Origin of the sequence: Streptomyces sp. NPDC085937 (assembly GCF_044540535.1) — a bacterium.
In the GTDB taxonomy this organism is placed as follows: Bacteria; Actinomycetota; Actinomycetes; order Streptomycetales; family Streptomycetaceae; genus Streptomyces.
This window is the reverse complement of sequence record NZ_JBITSH010000009.1, coordinates 198,579-211,159: the sequence shown is the minus strand read 5'-3', so window position 1 is coordinate 211,159 and position 12,581 is coordinate 198,579. Positions and strand designations below refer to the sequence as shown.

Sequence of the window (12,581 nt, the reverse complement as noted above, 5' to 3'; positions counted from 1 at the left end):
GCAGGCGGTGCCTGGCCCCCTGCGGGGCCGGCTGTCCCGGCCCCGTGCGGGGCAAGCGTTTTCTGGCAGGGCGGAGCTGAGCGACGGCGTTGTGTGGTTGCGCGGCGGGTGGTGCGGCTCGCACCGGAGCGGGGTGGCGCCCGCGCCGGCGGGTGGTACGGGGCGGTGCCCCGCACCGACGGTTGGTGCGGCTCGTACGCCGGAACGGACGGCTTCCGTACCGGCGGGTCGTGCCGTGTGCGGACGCGGGTGGCGATCGCACCGGCACGGTGGTGCCTTGCACGCCGGCGACGGGACGGCGTCCGCGCCGGCGGGTGGTGCCTCGTGTGCCAGGACGGGCGGCTTCCGTCCGGGCACGTGGCGCACCGCGTGCGGACGCGAGTGGCCGTCGCACCGGCACGTCGGTGCCTGACAACCGGTGCGGCTGGCGGTCGCACCGGCGAGGGGCCGGAACGGGCGGCTTCCGTACCGGCGGGTCGTGCGGGTGCGGCTGGCGGTCGCACCGGCGAGGTGGTGCCTTGCGTGCCGGCGACGGTGTGGCGCCCGTGCCGGCGGGTGGTGCCCTGCACGCCGGTACGGGACGGCGCCCGTGCCGGCGGTGGTGCAGTTCGGGTCGGCGCGGGCAGGCCCGCGCCGGGTGGTGCCGGGGCGGTGCACTCGCCCCGGTCGGTGCTGGTGCCGGGCGGGCGAACCCGTTCCGGGTGGTGCTGGTGCCGGGCGGGGTGGTCCGCGCCGGGTGGTGCTGGTGCCGGTGGCGGCGGGGCCGCCCCGGCGTGGGCCTACGCGGGTGAGAACAGGTGGTCGCTGATGAGGCGGGCCGCGCCGATGACGCCGGCGGCGGGGCCCAACTCCCCGAGGACGATGGGCAGGTTGCCCGTCGCCAGGGGCAGTGAGCCGCGGTAGACCTGGGTGCGGATCGCGGCGAGCAGGGTGTGGCCGAGGCCGGTCACCCCGCCGCCGATCACCACCAGGCCGGGGTTGAAGAAGCTGACCAGGCCGGCGATGACCTGGCCGGTGCGGTTGCCGCCCTCACGGATCAGGTCGAGGGCGGTGGCGTCACCGGCGGCGGCCGCGGCGGCGACGTCGACGGCACTGAGCGTGCCGTTCGCCTCCAGCCGGGTGGCGAGTTCGGCGGAGAGCCGCTGTTCGGCGGCCTCCGTCGCGTCCCGGGCCAGGGCCGCGCCGGAGAAGTGCGCCTCCAGGCAGCCCCGGTTGCCGCAGGCGCACGGACGGCCGTCGGGCACGGCCTGGATGTGCCCGATGTCGCCCGCGCTGCCCGTCGTACCGCGGTAGACGTCACCGCCGACGACGATGCCGCAGCCGATGCCGGTGCCGATCTTGACGCAGAGGAAGTCGGCGACGGTGCGGGCGACGCCCGCGTGCTGCTCCCCCAGCGCCATGAGGTTCACGTCGTTGTCGACCATGACCGGGCAGCCGAGCTCCTGGCTGAGCGCCTCCCGCACGGGGAAGCCGTCCCAGCCGGGCATGATCGGCGGCGCCACCGGGATGCCCTCGGGGAAGCGGACCGGTCCGGGGACGCCGATGCCGGCGCCGTCGAACCCCTCCGCGAGCCCGGTGGCTCTCAGCTTGGCGGCCATGGCGAGCACCTGCTCGAAGACCGCGACCGGTCCCTCGCGCACGTCCATGGGCTGGTTGATGTGTCCGAGGATCTCCAGTTCGGCGTTGGTGACGGCGACGTCGACCGAGGTCGCGCCGATGTCGACGCCGAGGAAGCGCAGGTGCGGGTTGAGACGGATGTTGTGGGAGCGGCGGCCGCCGCGCGAGGCGGCGAGTCCGTCGGCCACGACGAGTTCCGTCTCCAGCAGCCGGTCCACCTCCACGGCCAGCTTCGACCGCGACAGGTCGACCTGGTCGCCCAGCTGGGCACGGGAGTTGGGTCCGCCGTCGCGCAACAGCCTGAGCAGTCGTGCCTGATGGGCGTTCGCGGGTCGCGCTGTCATGCGTCTCACGAGCCCCTCCCCGCCTCGTCGGCTGTGCGCGCCGGATTCCGGCCACGTGTGTGGCGTGCCTTCGGATGGGAAAGTAGCAGCGCCTGCCGAAGGTGGGAAGAAGTCGCGCAGGAATTGACCCCTACTTTTTCCACTCTCAGGACAAAGAGGGGGTGCGGGGACCCGGGAGGACCCGGTCGGTACGGGCCCGAACGCGCCGGGACCAGGCAACGTGCGGTGCCGCGCGCCGGCGGGCGGGGCGGGCTCAACGCGCCCGGGCCGCCCGGTCCGGCCGGAATCCCGTGGGCTTCCCGGCCCCTCAGCCGTCCGTCCGGGCGTGGTACGACCGGCGGGTGTGCTCGGTGTGCTCCCGCATCAGGCGGGTCGCCGACTGCTCGTCGCGCGCGGCGATCGCCGCGATCAACTCCCGGTGCTCCACCCAGGACTGGGCACCGCGCTGCCGGGCGACCGGCGTGTAGTACCAGCGCACCCGCCGGTCGACCTGGGCGGCCAGTTCGGCGAGCACGGCGTTCCCGGCCAGCTCCATCACCTTGGCGTGGAAACGGGCGTTGAGCGCCACGGCGGCGTCCACGTCGTCGGCCTCGACGGCCGCGACCCCTTCGGCGAGGATCTCCTCCAGGGCCCGCACCCCCTCGCTGTCGGCGTTGCTCGCGGCCAGCCGGGCCGCCTCCGCCTCCAGCAGGGTGCGCACGGTGAGGAGTTGGTCGGCCTCCTCCTCCGTCGGCTCGTGCACGAACGCGCCCTGGGCGGGGCGCAGGTCGACCCAGCCCTCGGTGTTGAGACGCTGGAGCGCCTCGCGCACCGGCTGACGGGACACCCCGAGGTGGCCCGCGAGTTCGCTCTCGACGAGGTGCTGACCCGGCCGGAGGGCGCGGGTGGTGATGAGTTCGAGCAGTGCCTCGTAGACGCGGTCGCGCAGCGGGCCCGGCCGTTCGAGCCGGGGCACCGCCCCCTGGGGCAGTCCTGTCGACAACATCGGTCCCCCTCCTCGGCGGCGCCCGTGCACCCGGCGCACGAGCCGGAGACGCCGCAGACGTCCTGGGTGGTGATTGTCTTTCGTCTACAGTCTACGGCTCGACGCCGCACCCCGTTCGGGTTGCCCTCGTCACACCGGCGTCACCCGTGGCGCGCTCACGGGCACCGCACGACCTGCCCCGCGTACGACAGGTTCCCGCCGAAGCCGAAGAGCAGCACCGGGTCCCCGGCCGACACCGCTCCCTGCTCCACGAGTTTGGAGAAGGCGAGCGGAATGCTCGCGGCCGAGGTGTTGCCGGAGTCGACGACGTCCCGCGCGACGACGGCGTTGACGGCGCCGAGCCTGCGCGCGAGGGGCTCCACGATCCGCAGGTTGGCCTGGTGCAGCACGACGGCGGCGAGGTCCTCGGGCGTCAGTCCCGCCTTCTCGCACGCCTGCCGGGCGAACTCCGGCAGCCGCGTGGTCGCCCAGCGGTAGACGCTCTGCCCTTCCTGCGCGAACCGCGGCGGGGTCCCCTCGATCCGCACCGCGTTCCCCATCTCGGGCACGGAGCCCCACAGCACCGGTCCGATGCCGGCCCCGGCACCCTCCGCGCCCCCGGCGCACTCCTCGGTCGCCTCCACGACGGCCGCGCCCGCCCCGTCGCCGACCAGGACGCACGTGGTGCGGTCGGTCCAGTCGGTCACCTCGGACATCTTGTCGGCGCCGATCACCAGCGCCCGCCGCGCCCCGCCGGCCCGCACGGCGTGGTCGGCGGTGGCGAGGGCGTGGGTGAAGCCGGCGCACACCACGTTGATGTCCATCACGGCGGGGCCGGGCATGCCGAGGCGGGCCGCGACCCGGGCGGCCATGTTGGGCGAGCGGTCGATCGCGGTGGAGGTGGCGACCAGGACCAGGTCGATCTCGGCGGGCGTGCGGCCGGCCGCGGCGAGCGCCTTGGCGGCGGCGTGCGCGGCCAGTTCGTCGACGGGCTCGTCGGGACCGGCGATGTGACGGGTACGGATGCCCACCCGGCTCGTGATCCACGCGTCGCTGGTGTCGACCATGCCCGCCAGGTCCTCGTTGGTCAGGACCCGGGCGGGCTGGTAGTGGCCGACGGCGGTGATGCGCGAGCCGCTCATGGTGATCCCCTTGGTGATCCGGTTGCGGGATGCACCAGTCTGATCAGTGACTCACGGGTACGGCCGCAAGTGAAGCGACAGGAAACGGGCGCGAGGCTTGTCGGCTTCCGTCAGCCCCGGGAAGGCTCCGTCAGGCGTCCCCGCGCCCGTCCCCTCGGCCACCGGCCGGTCACCCGGTGAAGAGCTGGGTCGCCTTGCGCACCAGCTCGTACAGGCCGTAGGCGAGCGGGAGGCCCACCCAGAGCCAGGAGAAGGCGATCAGCGCGCGGCGGTCGGGCTCAGGCGGACTCTGACTGCTCTCGCCGGTCATGGGCGGCCTCCTTCGGGGTCCCGGCCGGGGTGCCGGCGGCGGGTTCGTGGTGGCGGGGGTGGACGGGGCGGACCAGTTCGTTGGCGACGAAGCCGACGGCCAGCAGCCCGATCATGACGACCAGGGACACCCCGTAGAGGGACGGGCCGTGCTTGCCGGCCTCCTCCTGCCGGTCGGCGACCCAGTTGACGATGAGCGGTCCGAGGACGCCGGCCGTGGACCAGGCGGTGAGCAGCCGGCCGTGGATGGCGCCCACCTGGTAGGTGCCGAACAGGTCCTTGAGGTAGGCGGGGACCGTCGCGAAGCCGCCTCCGTAGAAGGACAGGATGACGAGCGCGGCGAGCACGAACAGCGGCTTGGAGGAGTCGCCGAGCGACCAGATGAGGGCGTACATCAGCGCGCCGACGCCGAGGTAGACGCGGTAGATGTTCTTCCGGCCGATGAGGTCGGAGGTGGTGGACCAGCCGATGCGGCCCGCCATGTTGGCGGCGGACAGCAGGGCGACGAACCCGGCGGCGGCGGTCGCGGACACCGGTGCGGAGCTGTCCGCGAAGAAGTCGCTGATCATCGGCGCGGCCTTCTCCAGGATGCCGATGCCGGCGGTCACGTTCATGCAGAGCACGAGCCACAGCAGCCAGAACTGCGGGGTGCGCACGGCGGACCGGGCGGAGACCTGCGGCCCGGCGGTGACGGCGGGCGCGTCGGCCGTCGGCCGGGCGGTGGGCGGCACCCGCACCAGCAGCACGCCGAGCAGCATGAACACCGCGTACGTCAGTCCGTGCACCAGGAAGGCGTACGCGATGCCAACGTTGTCGCTTCCGAACGATTCGAGCATCTGCGCCGACCAGGGGGAGGCGATCAGCGCGCCGCCGCCGAAGCCCATGATGGCGATGCCGGTGGCCATGCCGGGCCGGTCCGGGAACCACTTGATGAGCGTGGAGACGGGCGAGATGTAGCCGATGCCCAGGCCGATGCCGCCGACGAAGCCGTAGCCGAAGACGATCAGCCAGTACTGCTCGGTTGCCGCGCCCAGCGCGGAGAGCAGGAAGCCGGAGGAGAAGCAGATCAGGGCGACGGTCATCGCCCAGCGCGGTCCCCGGCGTTCGACGAGGGTGCCGCCGAAGGCGGCGGACAGCCCGAGCATCACGATGCCGAGCTGGAAGGGCAGGGCGCTCTGGGTGCCGCTGAGGTCGAGCGCGGACTCCAGCGGCGGCTTGAACACGCTCCAGGCGTAGGCCTGGCCGATGGAGAGGTGTACGGCGAGTGCGGCGGGCGGTACGAGCCAGCGGCTCCAGCCCGGCGGTGCGACGGGGGGACTCATGAATCCCCAACCGTAGGGAGCGACCGGCCCCTTGAGAAGACGGTTGAGCGGACAACCACCGGTACTGCACAAAGCCTTGTCGGCCTCGCCTCCATACTGTAGACAATATTTCGTCGACAGAGATTCGGCGATTCTCCCGGTTCTTCGGTATCCCTCGACCGAACGGAGCTCCCTTCGCCATGAAAGTCGCAGTCCTCGGCGCCGGGGCGATCGGCGCCTACGTCGGTGCCGCGCTCCACCGTGCGGGCGCCGACGTGCATCTCATCGCCCGTGGACCGCATCTGGCGGCCATGCGGCAGGACGGGGTCCGGGTGCTCAGCCCGCGCGGTGACTTCACCGCGCGTCCCCGTGCCACCGACGACCCGGCCGAGGTCGGCCCGGTCGACTACGTGTTCCTGGGCCTGAAGGCCAACTCGTACGCGGCGTGCGGGCCGCTGATCGAGCCGCTGCTGCACGGCACGACCGCCGTGGTGGCCGCCCAGAACGGCATCCCCTGGTGGTACTTCCACCGGCACGGCGGACCGTACGACGGACGCCGCCTGGAGAGCGTGGACCCCGGCGGCGCGGTCAGCGCGGTCCTCGCGCCCGAACGGGCCGTCGGCTGCGTGGTGTACGCGGCCACCGAACTCGAACGGCCCGGTGTCGTACGCCATGTGGAAGGCACCCGCTTCTCGATCGGCGAACCCGACCGCGGCGTCTCCGCGCGGTGCCGGGAGCTGAGCGAGGCGATGCGGGCGGGCGGCCTGAAGTGCCCGGTCGAGACGGACCTGCGCAACGACATCTGGCTCAAGCTGCTGGGCAACATCTCCTTCAACCCGATCAGCGCCCTGGCGCGGGCCACCATGCGGCAGATGTGCCTCCACGGCGGCACCCGCCGGGTCATCGAGACGATGATGGCCGAGACGCTGGCGGTCGCCCACGCCCTCGGCTGCGAGGTCGGCGTCTCCATCGAACGGCGGCTGGCCGGCGCCGAGAAGGTCGGCGACCACCGCACCTCCACGCTCCAGGACCTGGAGCGCGGCAAACCGCTGGAGCTCGACGTGCTGCTCGCGGCCGTGGTCGAGCTGGCGGAGATCACGGGCGTCCCCGTGCCCACCCTGCGCACCGTGCACGCCCTGTCCGACCTGCTCGCGCTGAGGAGCGCCGCATGAGGAAACGCGACCGGACCCCGAAGACCTACACCCGCCTCACCCACCCCCTCGTCCGCGACTCCCGGGACGAGCCGCTGCGAAGGGCCACCTGGGACGAGGCCCTGGACCGCACCGCGCGCCATCTGTCGGCGGCGCGCGGCGCGTTCGGCATGTTCTCCTGCTCCCGCGCCACCAACGAGATGAACTACGTGGCGCAGAAGTTCGCCCGGGTGGTCATGGGCACCAACAACGTCGACTCCTGCAACCGCACCTGCCACGCCCCCTCGGTCGCCGGGCTGTCCGCCGCGTTCGGCTCGGGCGGCGGCACCTCGTCGTACGAAGAGGTGGAGCACACCGACGTCGTCGTGATGTGGGGCTCCAACGCCCGCTTCGCGCACCCGATCTTCTTCCAGCACGTGCTGAAGGGCATCCGTAACGGCGCCCGGATGTACGCCGTCGACCCGCGTCGGACGTCCACCGCCGAGTGGGCGGAGAGCTGGCTCGGGCTGAACGTCGGCACGGACATCGCGATGGCCCACGCGATCGGCCGCGAGATCATCCACTCCGGTCTGGTCAACGAGGCGTTCGTCCGGCGGGCCACCACCGGATACGAGGAGTACAAGGCGCTGGTCGAGCCCTGGACGCTCTCGCTCGCCGAGAAGGTGACGGGCGTCCCGGCCGCGGCGATACGGGAACTGGCGCACGCCTACGCCCGCGCCGAACGCGCCCAGCTGTGCTGGACGCTCGGCATCACCGAACACCACAACGGCACCGACAACGTGCGGGCCCTGATCAACCTCGCCCTGCTGACCGGGCACGTCGGCCGCTACGGCTCGGGCCTGCAGCCCCTGCGCGGCCAGAACAACGTGCAGGGCGGCGGCGACATGGGGGCGATCCCCAACCGGCTCCCCGGATTCCAGGACCCCCTCGACGCGAGCGTGCGCGCCAAGTTCGAGGCCGCCTGGGACACCGTCATCCAGCCGCACTACGGGATGACCCTGACCGAGATGTTCGAGGCGATGGAGGACCGGTCGCTGCGTGCCGTCTACTGCATCGGCGAGAACCCGGCCCAGTCGGAGGCGGACAGCGACCAGGCCGTGCGCCGGCTGAAGGAGCTGGACTTCCTCGTCGTCCAGGACATCTTCCTCACCAGGACCGCCGAACTGGCCGACGTGGTGCTCCCCGCGACCGCCGGCTGGGCCGAGACCGAGGGCACCACCACCAACAGCGAACGCCGGGTGCAGCGCGTCCGCCGGGCCGTGACACCACCCGGTGAGGCGCGCGAGGACATCGACATCCTCTGCGACCTCGCCACGCGCCTCGGCCACGACTGGAAGTACGCCGACTCCGAGGCGGTGTGGAACGAGCTGCGCTCGGTCTCCCCTGACCACCACGGCATGACGTACGCCCGCCTGGAGGAGCACCAGGGCATCCAGTGGCCGTGCCCGAGCACGGACGCGCTGGAACCGCCGTACCTGCACGGCCGGCTGTGGGAGAAGGACCCCGGGCGGCGGGGGCGGCCGGCGCCCTTCGGGATCGTTCAGCACGACCCGCCGGTGGACCTCACCGACGAGCGGTACCCGATCCGCCTCACCACCGGGCGCCGCCTCGACTCCTACAACACCGGGGTGCAGAGCGGCTCCTTCGCCTCCCCGCTGCGGCGCGGCGAGTCCGTCGAGCTGTGCCCGGAGGACGCCGAGCGGTACGGCGTCGTGGTGGGCGAGGAGGTGCGGGTGACCTCGCGGCGCGGGTCCGTGCTGGCGCCGGTGTGGGTGGACCCCGCGCTGCGGCCGGGGCTCGCCTTCATGACGTTCCACTTTCCCGACGAGGTGGACACCAACCAGCTGACGATCGAGGCGAACTGCCCGATCGCGGGGACGGCGGAGTTCAAGGCGTCGGCGATCCGGATCGAGAAGCTCCCGGCTCCGACACACGTGAGGTGAGCAAGCGTGGACCTGCACTTCGGTGACAGCAAACCGACCGACGAGGAACGCGCCGCCGTGGACGCCCTGCTGGGCCCGCCCGAGTCGTCCTGGGAGGGCGCCGACCGTTCCGAGGCGGACCTGCGGTGGGCGCGCGGCGGGCGGGCGGCGCGCGACCGCCGCGACCTGCTGCTGCCGGGGCTGCACGCGCTCAACGACCGGGTCGGCTGGATCAGCGAGGGCGCGCTGGACTACCTGTGCCGCCGGCTGACGGTCCCGCCGGCCGAGGCGTACGGGGTCGCGACCTTCTACGCCATGTTCTCCGTGCGTCCGCGCCCGGCCACGGTGCTGCACGTGTGCACGGACCTGGCCTGCGCGGCGGCGGGCGCGCCGAAGCTGTGCGACGCGGTGGAGGCCCGCCTGGGCCCGGCGTCCGGAGTGGCGGTGCAGCGCGGCCCGTGTCTGGGCCTGTGTGAGCGGGCCCCGGCGGCGCTGGTGGTCCGGGCCGGGGAGGACGCTTCCACGGCGCCCGACGGCGGAGCGCCCGGCGCCGTCCCCCGGGCCACCGCCGTGTGCGCGCCCGCCACCGCGGACGCCGTGGTCCGGGCGGCGCTCGCCCCGGAGAACGCCCCTCAGGAGCCGCCGGCCGTCACGGCGGTCCCGCAGGCCGGCGATCCCGGGCTGCTGCTCCTGCGCCGCGTCGGCACCGTGGACCCGGCCGACCTGGACGACTACCGGGCGCACGGCGGCTACACCGCGCTGCGCCGCGCCTTCGCCCTCGGGCCCGCCGGGGTGATCCGGGAGGTGACCGACTCCGGTCTGCTCGGACGCGGCGGCGCCGCCTTCCCGACCGGCCGCAAGTGGCAGGCCACCGCCTCCCAGCCGGACCACCCGCACTACCTGGTCTGCAACGCCGACGAGTCCGAGCCGGGCACGTTCAAGGACCGGGTGCTGATGGAGGGCGACCCGTACGCGCTGGTCGAGGCCATGACGGTCGCGGCGTACGCGACCGGCGCCCGGCACGGCTACCTGTATCTGCGCGGCGAGTACCCGCGCGCCCTGGAGCGCATGGAGCACGCCATCGCCCAGGCGCGGGCGCGCGGCCTGCTCGGCGACGACGTCCTCGGCCAGGGTTTCTCCTTCGACATCGAGATCCGGCGCGGTGCGGGCGCCTACATCTGCGGCGAGGAGACGGCCCTGTTCAACTCCATCGAGGGCTATCGGGGCGAGCCCCGCTCCAAGCCGCCCTTCCCGGTGGAGAAGGGGCTGTTCGGCAAGCCGACCGTCGAGAACAACGTGGAGACGCTGGTCAACGTGCTGCCGATCCTCACCCTGGGCGCCCCCGCGTACGCGGCGATCGGCACGGGGGCGTCCACCGGTCCCAAGCTGTTCTGCGTCTCGGGCAGCGTGGCCCGCCCCGGGATCTACGAGCTGCCGTTCGGCGCGACCCTCGGCGAGCTCCTCACGCTCGCCGGCGTACGGGACGGTCTGCGGGCGGTGCTGCTCGGCGGGGCCGCCGGCGGATTCGTCCGCCCCGACGAACTGGACATCCCCCTCACCTTCGAAGGCACTCGGGAAGCCGGCACCACCCTCGGCTCCGGAGTCGTCATGGCCTTCGACGACACCGTCCCGCTCCCCCGCCTGCTGCTGCGCATCGCCGAGTTCTTCCGCGACGAGTCCTGCGGGCAGTGCGTGCCCTGCCGGGTCGGCACGGTCCGCCAGGAGGAGGCGCTGCACCGGATCGCCGAGCGCACCGGCGCGGACGCCGCCGCCGACATCACCCTGCTGCGCGAGGTGGGGCGCGCGATGCGGGACGCCTCGATCTGCGGTCTGGGCCAGACCGCGTGGAACGCCGTGGAATCCGCCATCGACCGTCTGGGGGCGTACGAATGACCGTGACACCTTTGGGGATCCCCCGCCGCCTGCTGGAGTTCACCCTGGACGGTGAGCCGGTCCGGGCGCCCGAGGGATCGACGGTCCTGGACGCCTGCCGGGCCGCGGGGAAGGACATCCCGACGCTGTGCGAGGGCGACACGCTCACCCCGAAGAACGCCTGCCGGGTCTGCGTGGTGGAGGTCGAGGGCTCACGCACCCTGGTCCCCGCCTGCTCGCGCAAGGCGGAGGCGGGCATGGATGTGCGTACCGGCACCGAGCGGGCGCGGCACAGCCGCAAGGTCGTCCTGGAGCTCCTCGCCTCCTCGGTCGACCTGTCGACGACGCCCCGGGTCGCCGAGTGGCTGAAGGAGTACGAGGCGAAGCCGGACCGCTTCGGACCGGACGCGGCCCGGCTGAACGAGGAGCCCCGGGTCGACAACGACCTCTACGTGCGCGACTACGGCAAATGCATCCTCTGCTACAAGTGCGTGGACGCCTGCGGCGACCAGTGGCAGAACACCTTCGCGATCTCCGTCGCCGGGCGCGGATTCGACGCCCGTATCGCGGTGGAGCACGACGCGCCGCTGACCGACTCGGCGTGCGTGTACTGCGGCAACTGCATCGAGGTGTGCCCCACGGGGGCACTGTCGTTCAAGTCGGAGTTCGACATGCGGGAGGCGGGTACGTGGGACGAGTCGCGGCAGACGCGCACGACGACCGTGTGCGCCTACTGCGGCGTGGGCTGCAACCTGACGCTCCATGTGCAGGACAATGAGATCGTGAAGGTCACGTCGCCGCACGACAACCCGGTGACCCACGGCAACCTGTGCATCAAGGGCCGGTTCGGCTACCAGCACGTGCAGAACCGGGACTGAACGGAACGGACAGGGACATGGGACGAGTCACGGAACGACGCAAGGTGATCCGCATCCGGGACGGGGCGGTGTCCACCCGCCCGGACACGCTCGTTGCCGAGGAGCCCCTGGAGATCCGGCTGAACGGCAAGCCCCTGGCGATCACGATGCGCACCCCGGGGGACGACTTCGCGCTGGCGGCCGGCTTCCTGGTCAGCGAGGGCGTGCTGGCGGCGGCCTCGGACCTCCGCAACATCGTCTACTGCGCCGGGGCCACCGCCGACGGCTCGAACACGTACAACGTGGTCGACGTGACGACCGCCCCCGGAGTGGAGATCCCCGACATCACGCTGGAGCGGAACGTCTACACGACGTCCTCCTGCGGTCTGTGCGGCAAGGCCAGCCTGGACGCGGTGCGCACCACGACCCGTCACCCGATCGCGGACAGCCCGCCGCTGCGGGTGACGCCGGAGCTGCTGGCGGAGCTGCCGGACCGGCTGCGGGCCGCCCAGCGGGTCTTCGACCGCACCGGCGGACTGCACGCGGCGGCCCTGTTCGACGAGCACGGCGAGCTGCTGGACGTACGGGAGGACGTGGGCCGGCACAACGCGGTCGACAAGCTGGTCGGCCGGGCGCTGCAACAGGGGAACCTGCCGCTGTCCCGGACGCTCCTGATGGTGTCCGGTCGGGCCTCGTTCGAGCTGGCGCAGAAGGCGGTCATGGCCGGCATCCCCGTGCTGGCCGCGGTCTCGGCGCCGTCCTCGCTGGCCGTGGACCTGGCGGCGGAGACCGGCATGACCCTGGTGGGCTTCCTGCGGGGCAGTTCCATGAACGTGTACGCGGGTGAGGAGCGGATCGCCCTGCGGGCCGCGGCCGTCAGGGCCTGACCGGTCCCCCCGCTGCACGGCGGCGGGGCCCCAGCCGGCGGGGAGCGCCCCCTGCGCCGCGGGGCCCCGCCGCGAACAGGGTGCCGTGGACCCGAGCCCTGTCGGCCCCTGACGTCACCGGGCGTGCCGGACGACACCGCACGACGACGGCACCCCGCGCGACCGCTGGAGCAGCCTCTGGTGCTCAGCCACGACGTGGGCCGGCTGGGGGACGT

General features: G+C 73.0%; 10 protein-coding genes. 5 read left to right on the top strand and 5 right to left on the bottom strand.

Translation table 11 applies throughout. The features are described from left to right. Positions 1–779: 779 nt before the first annotated feature. From ACIF8S_RS20650 to ACIF8S_RS20630, 5 genes are all read right to left on the bottom strand, one after another. Positions 780–1,961 (bottom strand): ROK family protein, encoded by a 1,182-nt coding sequence (locus ACIF8S_RS20650; protein WP_400000653.1) that lies wholly within the window; start codon positions 1,959–1,961, stop codon positions 780–782. Between the two features lie 307 nt (positions 1,962–2,268). Then, positions 2,269–2,946, bottom strand: a complete 678-nt coding sequence (locus tag ACIF8S_RS20645) for a GntR family transcriptional regulator (RefSeq protein WP_400000652.1) — start codon at positions 2,944–2,946, stop codon at positions 2,269–2,271. Positions 2,947–3,101: 155 nt separating this feature from the next. Continuing rightward, positions 3,102–4,067, bottom strand: a complete 966-nt coding sequence (locus tag ACIF8S_RS20640; protein WP_400000650.1) for a beta-ketoacyl-ACP synthase III — start codon at positions 4,065–4,067, stop codon at positions 3,102–3,104. Between the two features lie 169 nt (positions 4,068–4,236). Then, positions 4,237–4,377 carry a hypothetical protein gene (locus ACIF8S_RS20635; RefSeq protein WP_349800234.1) on the bottom strand — a complete coding sequence of 47 codons (141 nt, stop codon included), beginning with the start codon at positions 4,375–4,377 and terminating at the stop codon, positions 4,237–4,239. Continuing rightward, positions 4,346–5,698: an OFA family MFS transporter gene (locus tag ACIF8S_RS20630; RefSeq protein WP_400000648.1), complete on the bottom strand. Its 1,353-nt coding sequence runs from the start codon at positions 5,696–5,698 to the stop codon at positions 4,346–4,348. The genes ACIF8S_RS20635 and ACIF8S_RS20630 overlap by 32 nt, the downstream gene beginning before the upstream one ends. 179 nt (positions 5,699–5,877) lie before the next feature. On the opposite strand from ACIF8S_RS20630, the gene ACIF8S_RS20625 reads away from it, so the two are divergent. Genes ACIF8S_RS20625 through fdhD form a run of 5 tightly spaced genes read left to right on the top strand, consistent with a single transcriptional unit; the run spans position 5,878 to position 12,366 of the window. Further along, a complete protein-coding gene (locus ACIF8S_RS20625) occupies positions 5,878–6,849 on the top strand; it encodes a 2-dehydropantoate 2-reductase (protein WP_400000647.1) in 972 nt (323 codons plus the stop codon). Next, positions 6,846–8,771 (top strand): molybdopterin oxidoreductase family protein, encoded by a 1,926-nt coding sequence (locus ACIF8S_RS20620; protein WP_400000645.1) that lies wholly within the window; start codon positions 6,846–6,848, stop codon positions 8,769–8,771. The genes ACIF8S_RS20625 and ACIF8S_RS20620 overlap by 4 nt, the downstream gene beginning before the upstream one ends. A gap of 6 nt (positions 8,772–8,777) precedes the next feature. Beyond that, positions 8,778–10,643: an NAD(P)H-dependent oxidoreductase subunit E gene (locus ACIF8S_RS20615; protein WP_400000644.1), complete on the top strand. Its 1,866-nt coding sequence runs from the start codon at positions 8,778–8,780 to the stop codon at positions 10,641–10,643. Beyond that, positions 10,640–11,500 carry a 2Fe-2S iron-sulfur cluster-binding protein gene (locus ACIF8S_RS20610; RefSeq protein WP_400000642.1) on the top strand — a complete coding sequence of 287 codons (861 nt, stop codon included), beginning with the start codon at positions 10,640–10,642 and terminating at the stop codon, positions 11,498–11,500. The genes ACIF8S_RS20615 and ACIF8S_RS20610 overlap by 4 nt, the downstream gene beginning before the upstream one ends. Positions 11,501–11,517: 17 nt before the next feature. Then, positions 11,518–12,366 carry a formate dehydrogenase accessory sulfurtransferase FdhD gene (gene fdhD / locus ACIF8S_RS20605; RefSeq protein WP_400000640.1) on the top strand — a complete coding sequence of 283 codons (849 nt, stop codon included), beginning with the start codon at positions 11,518–11,520 and terminating at the stop codon, positions 12,364–12,366. The last annotated feature ends 215 nt before the right edge of the window (positions 12,367–12,581 follow it).

Bases quoted from the DNA above. Each gene is read 5' to 3' on its own strand.
- ACIF8S_RS20650 (WP_400000653.1), bottom strand. From the start codon at position 1,961: ATGACAGCGCGACCCGCGAACGCCCATCAGGCACGACTGCTCAGGCTG.
- ACIF8S_RS20645 (WP_400000652.1), bottom strand. From the start codon at position 2,946: ATGTTGTCGACAGGACTGCCCCAGGGGGCGGTGCCCCGGCTCGAACGG.
- ACIF8S_RS20640 (WP_400000650.1), bottom strand. From the start codon at position 4,067: ATGAGCGGCTCGCGCATCACCGCCGTCGGCCACTACCAGCCCGCCCGG.
- ACIF8S_RS20635 (WP_349800234.1), bottom strand. From the start codon at position 4,377: ATGACCGGCGAGAGCAGTCAGAGTCCGCCTGAGCCCGACCGCCGCGCG.
- ACIF8S_RS20630 (WP_400000648.1), bottom strand. From the start codon at position 5,698: ATGAGTCCCCCCGTCGCACCGCCGGGCTGGAGCCGCTGGCTCGTACCG.
- ACIF8S_RS20625 (WP_400000647.1), top strand. From the start codon at position 5,878: ATGAAAGTCGCAGTCCTCGGCGCCGGGGCGATCGGCGCCTACGTCGGT.
- ACIF8S_RS20620 (WP_400000645.1), top strand. From the start codon at position 6,846: ATGAGGAAACGCGACCGGACCCCGAAGACCTACACCCGCCTCACCCAC.
- ACIF8S_RS20610 (WP_400000642.1), top strand. From the start codon at position 10,640: ATGACCGTGACACCTTTGGGGATCCCCCGCCGCCTGCTGGAGTTCACC.
- fdhD (WP_400000640.1), top strand. From the start codon at position 11,518: ATGGGACGAGTCACGGAACGACGCAAGGTGATCCGCATCCGGGACGGG.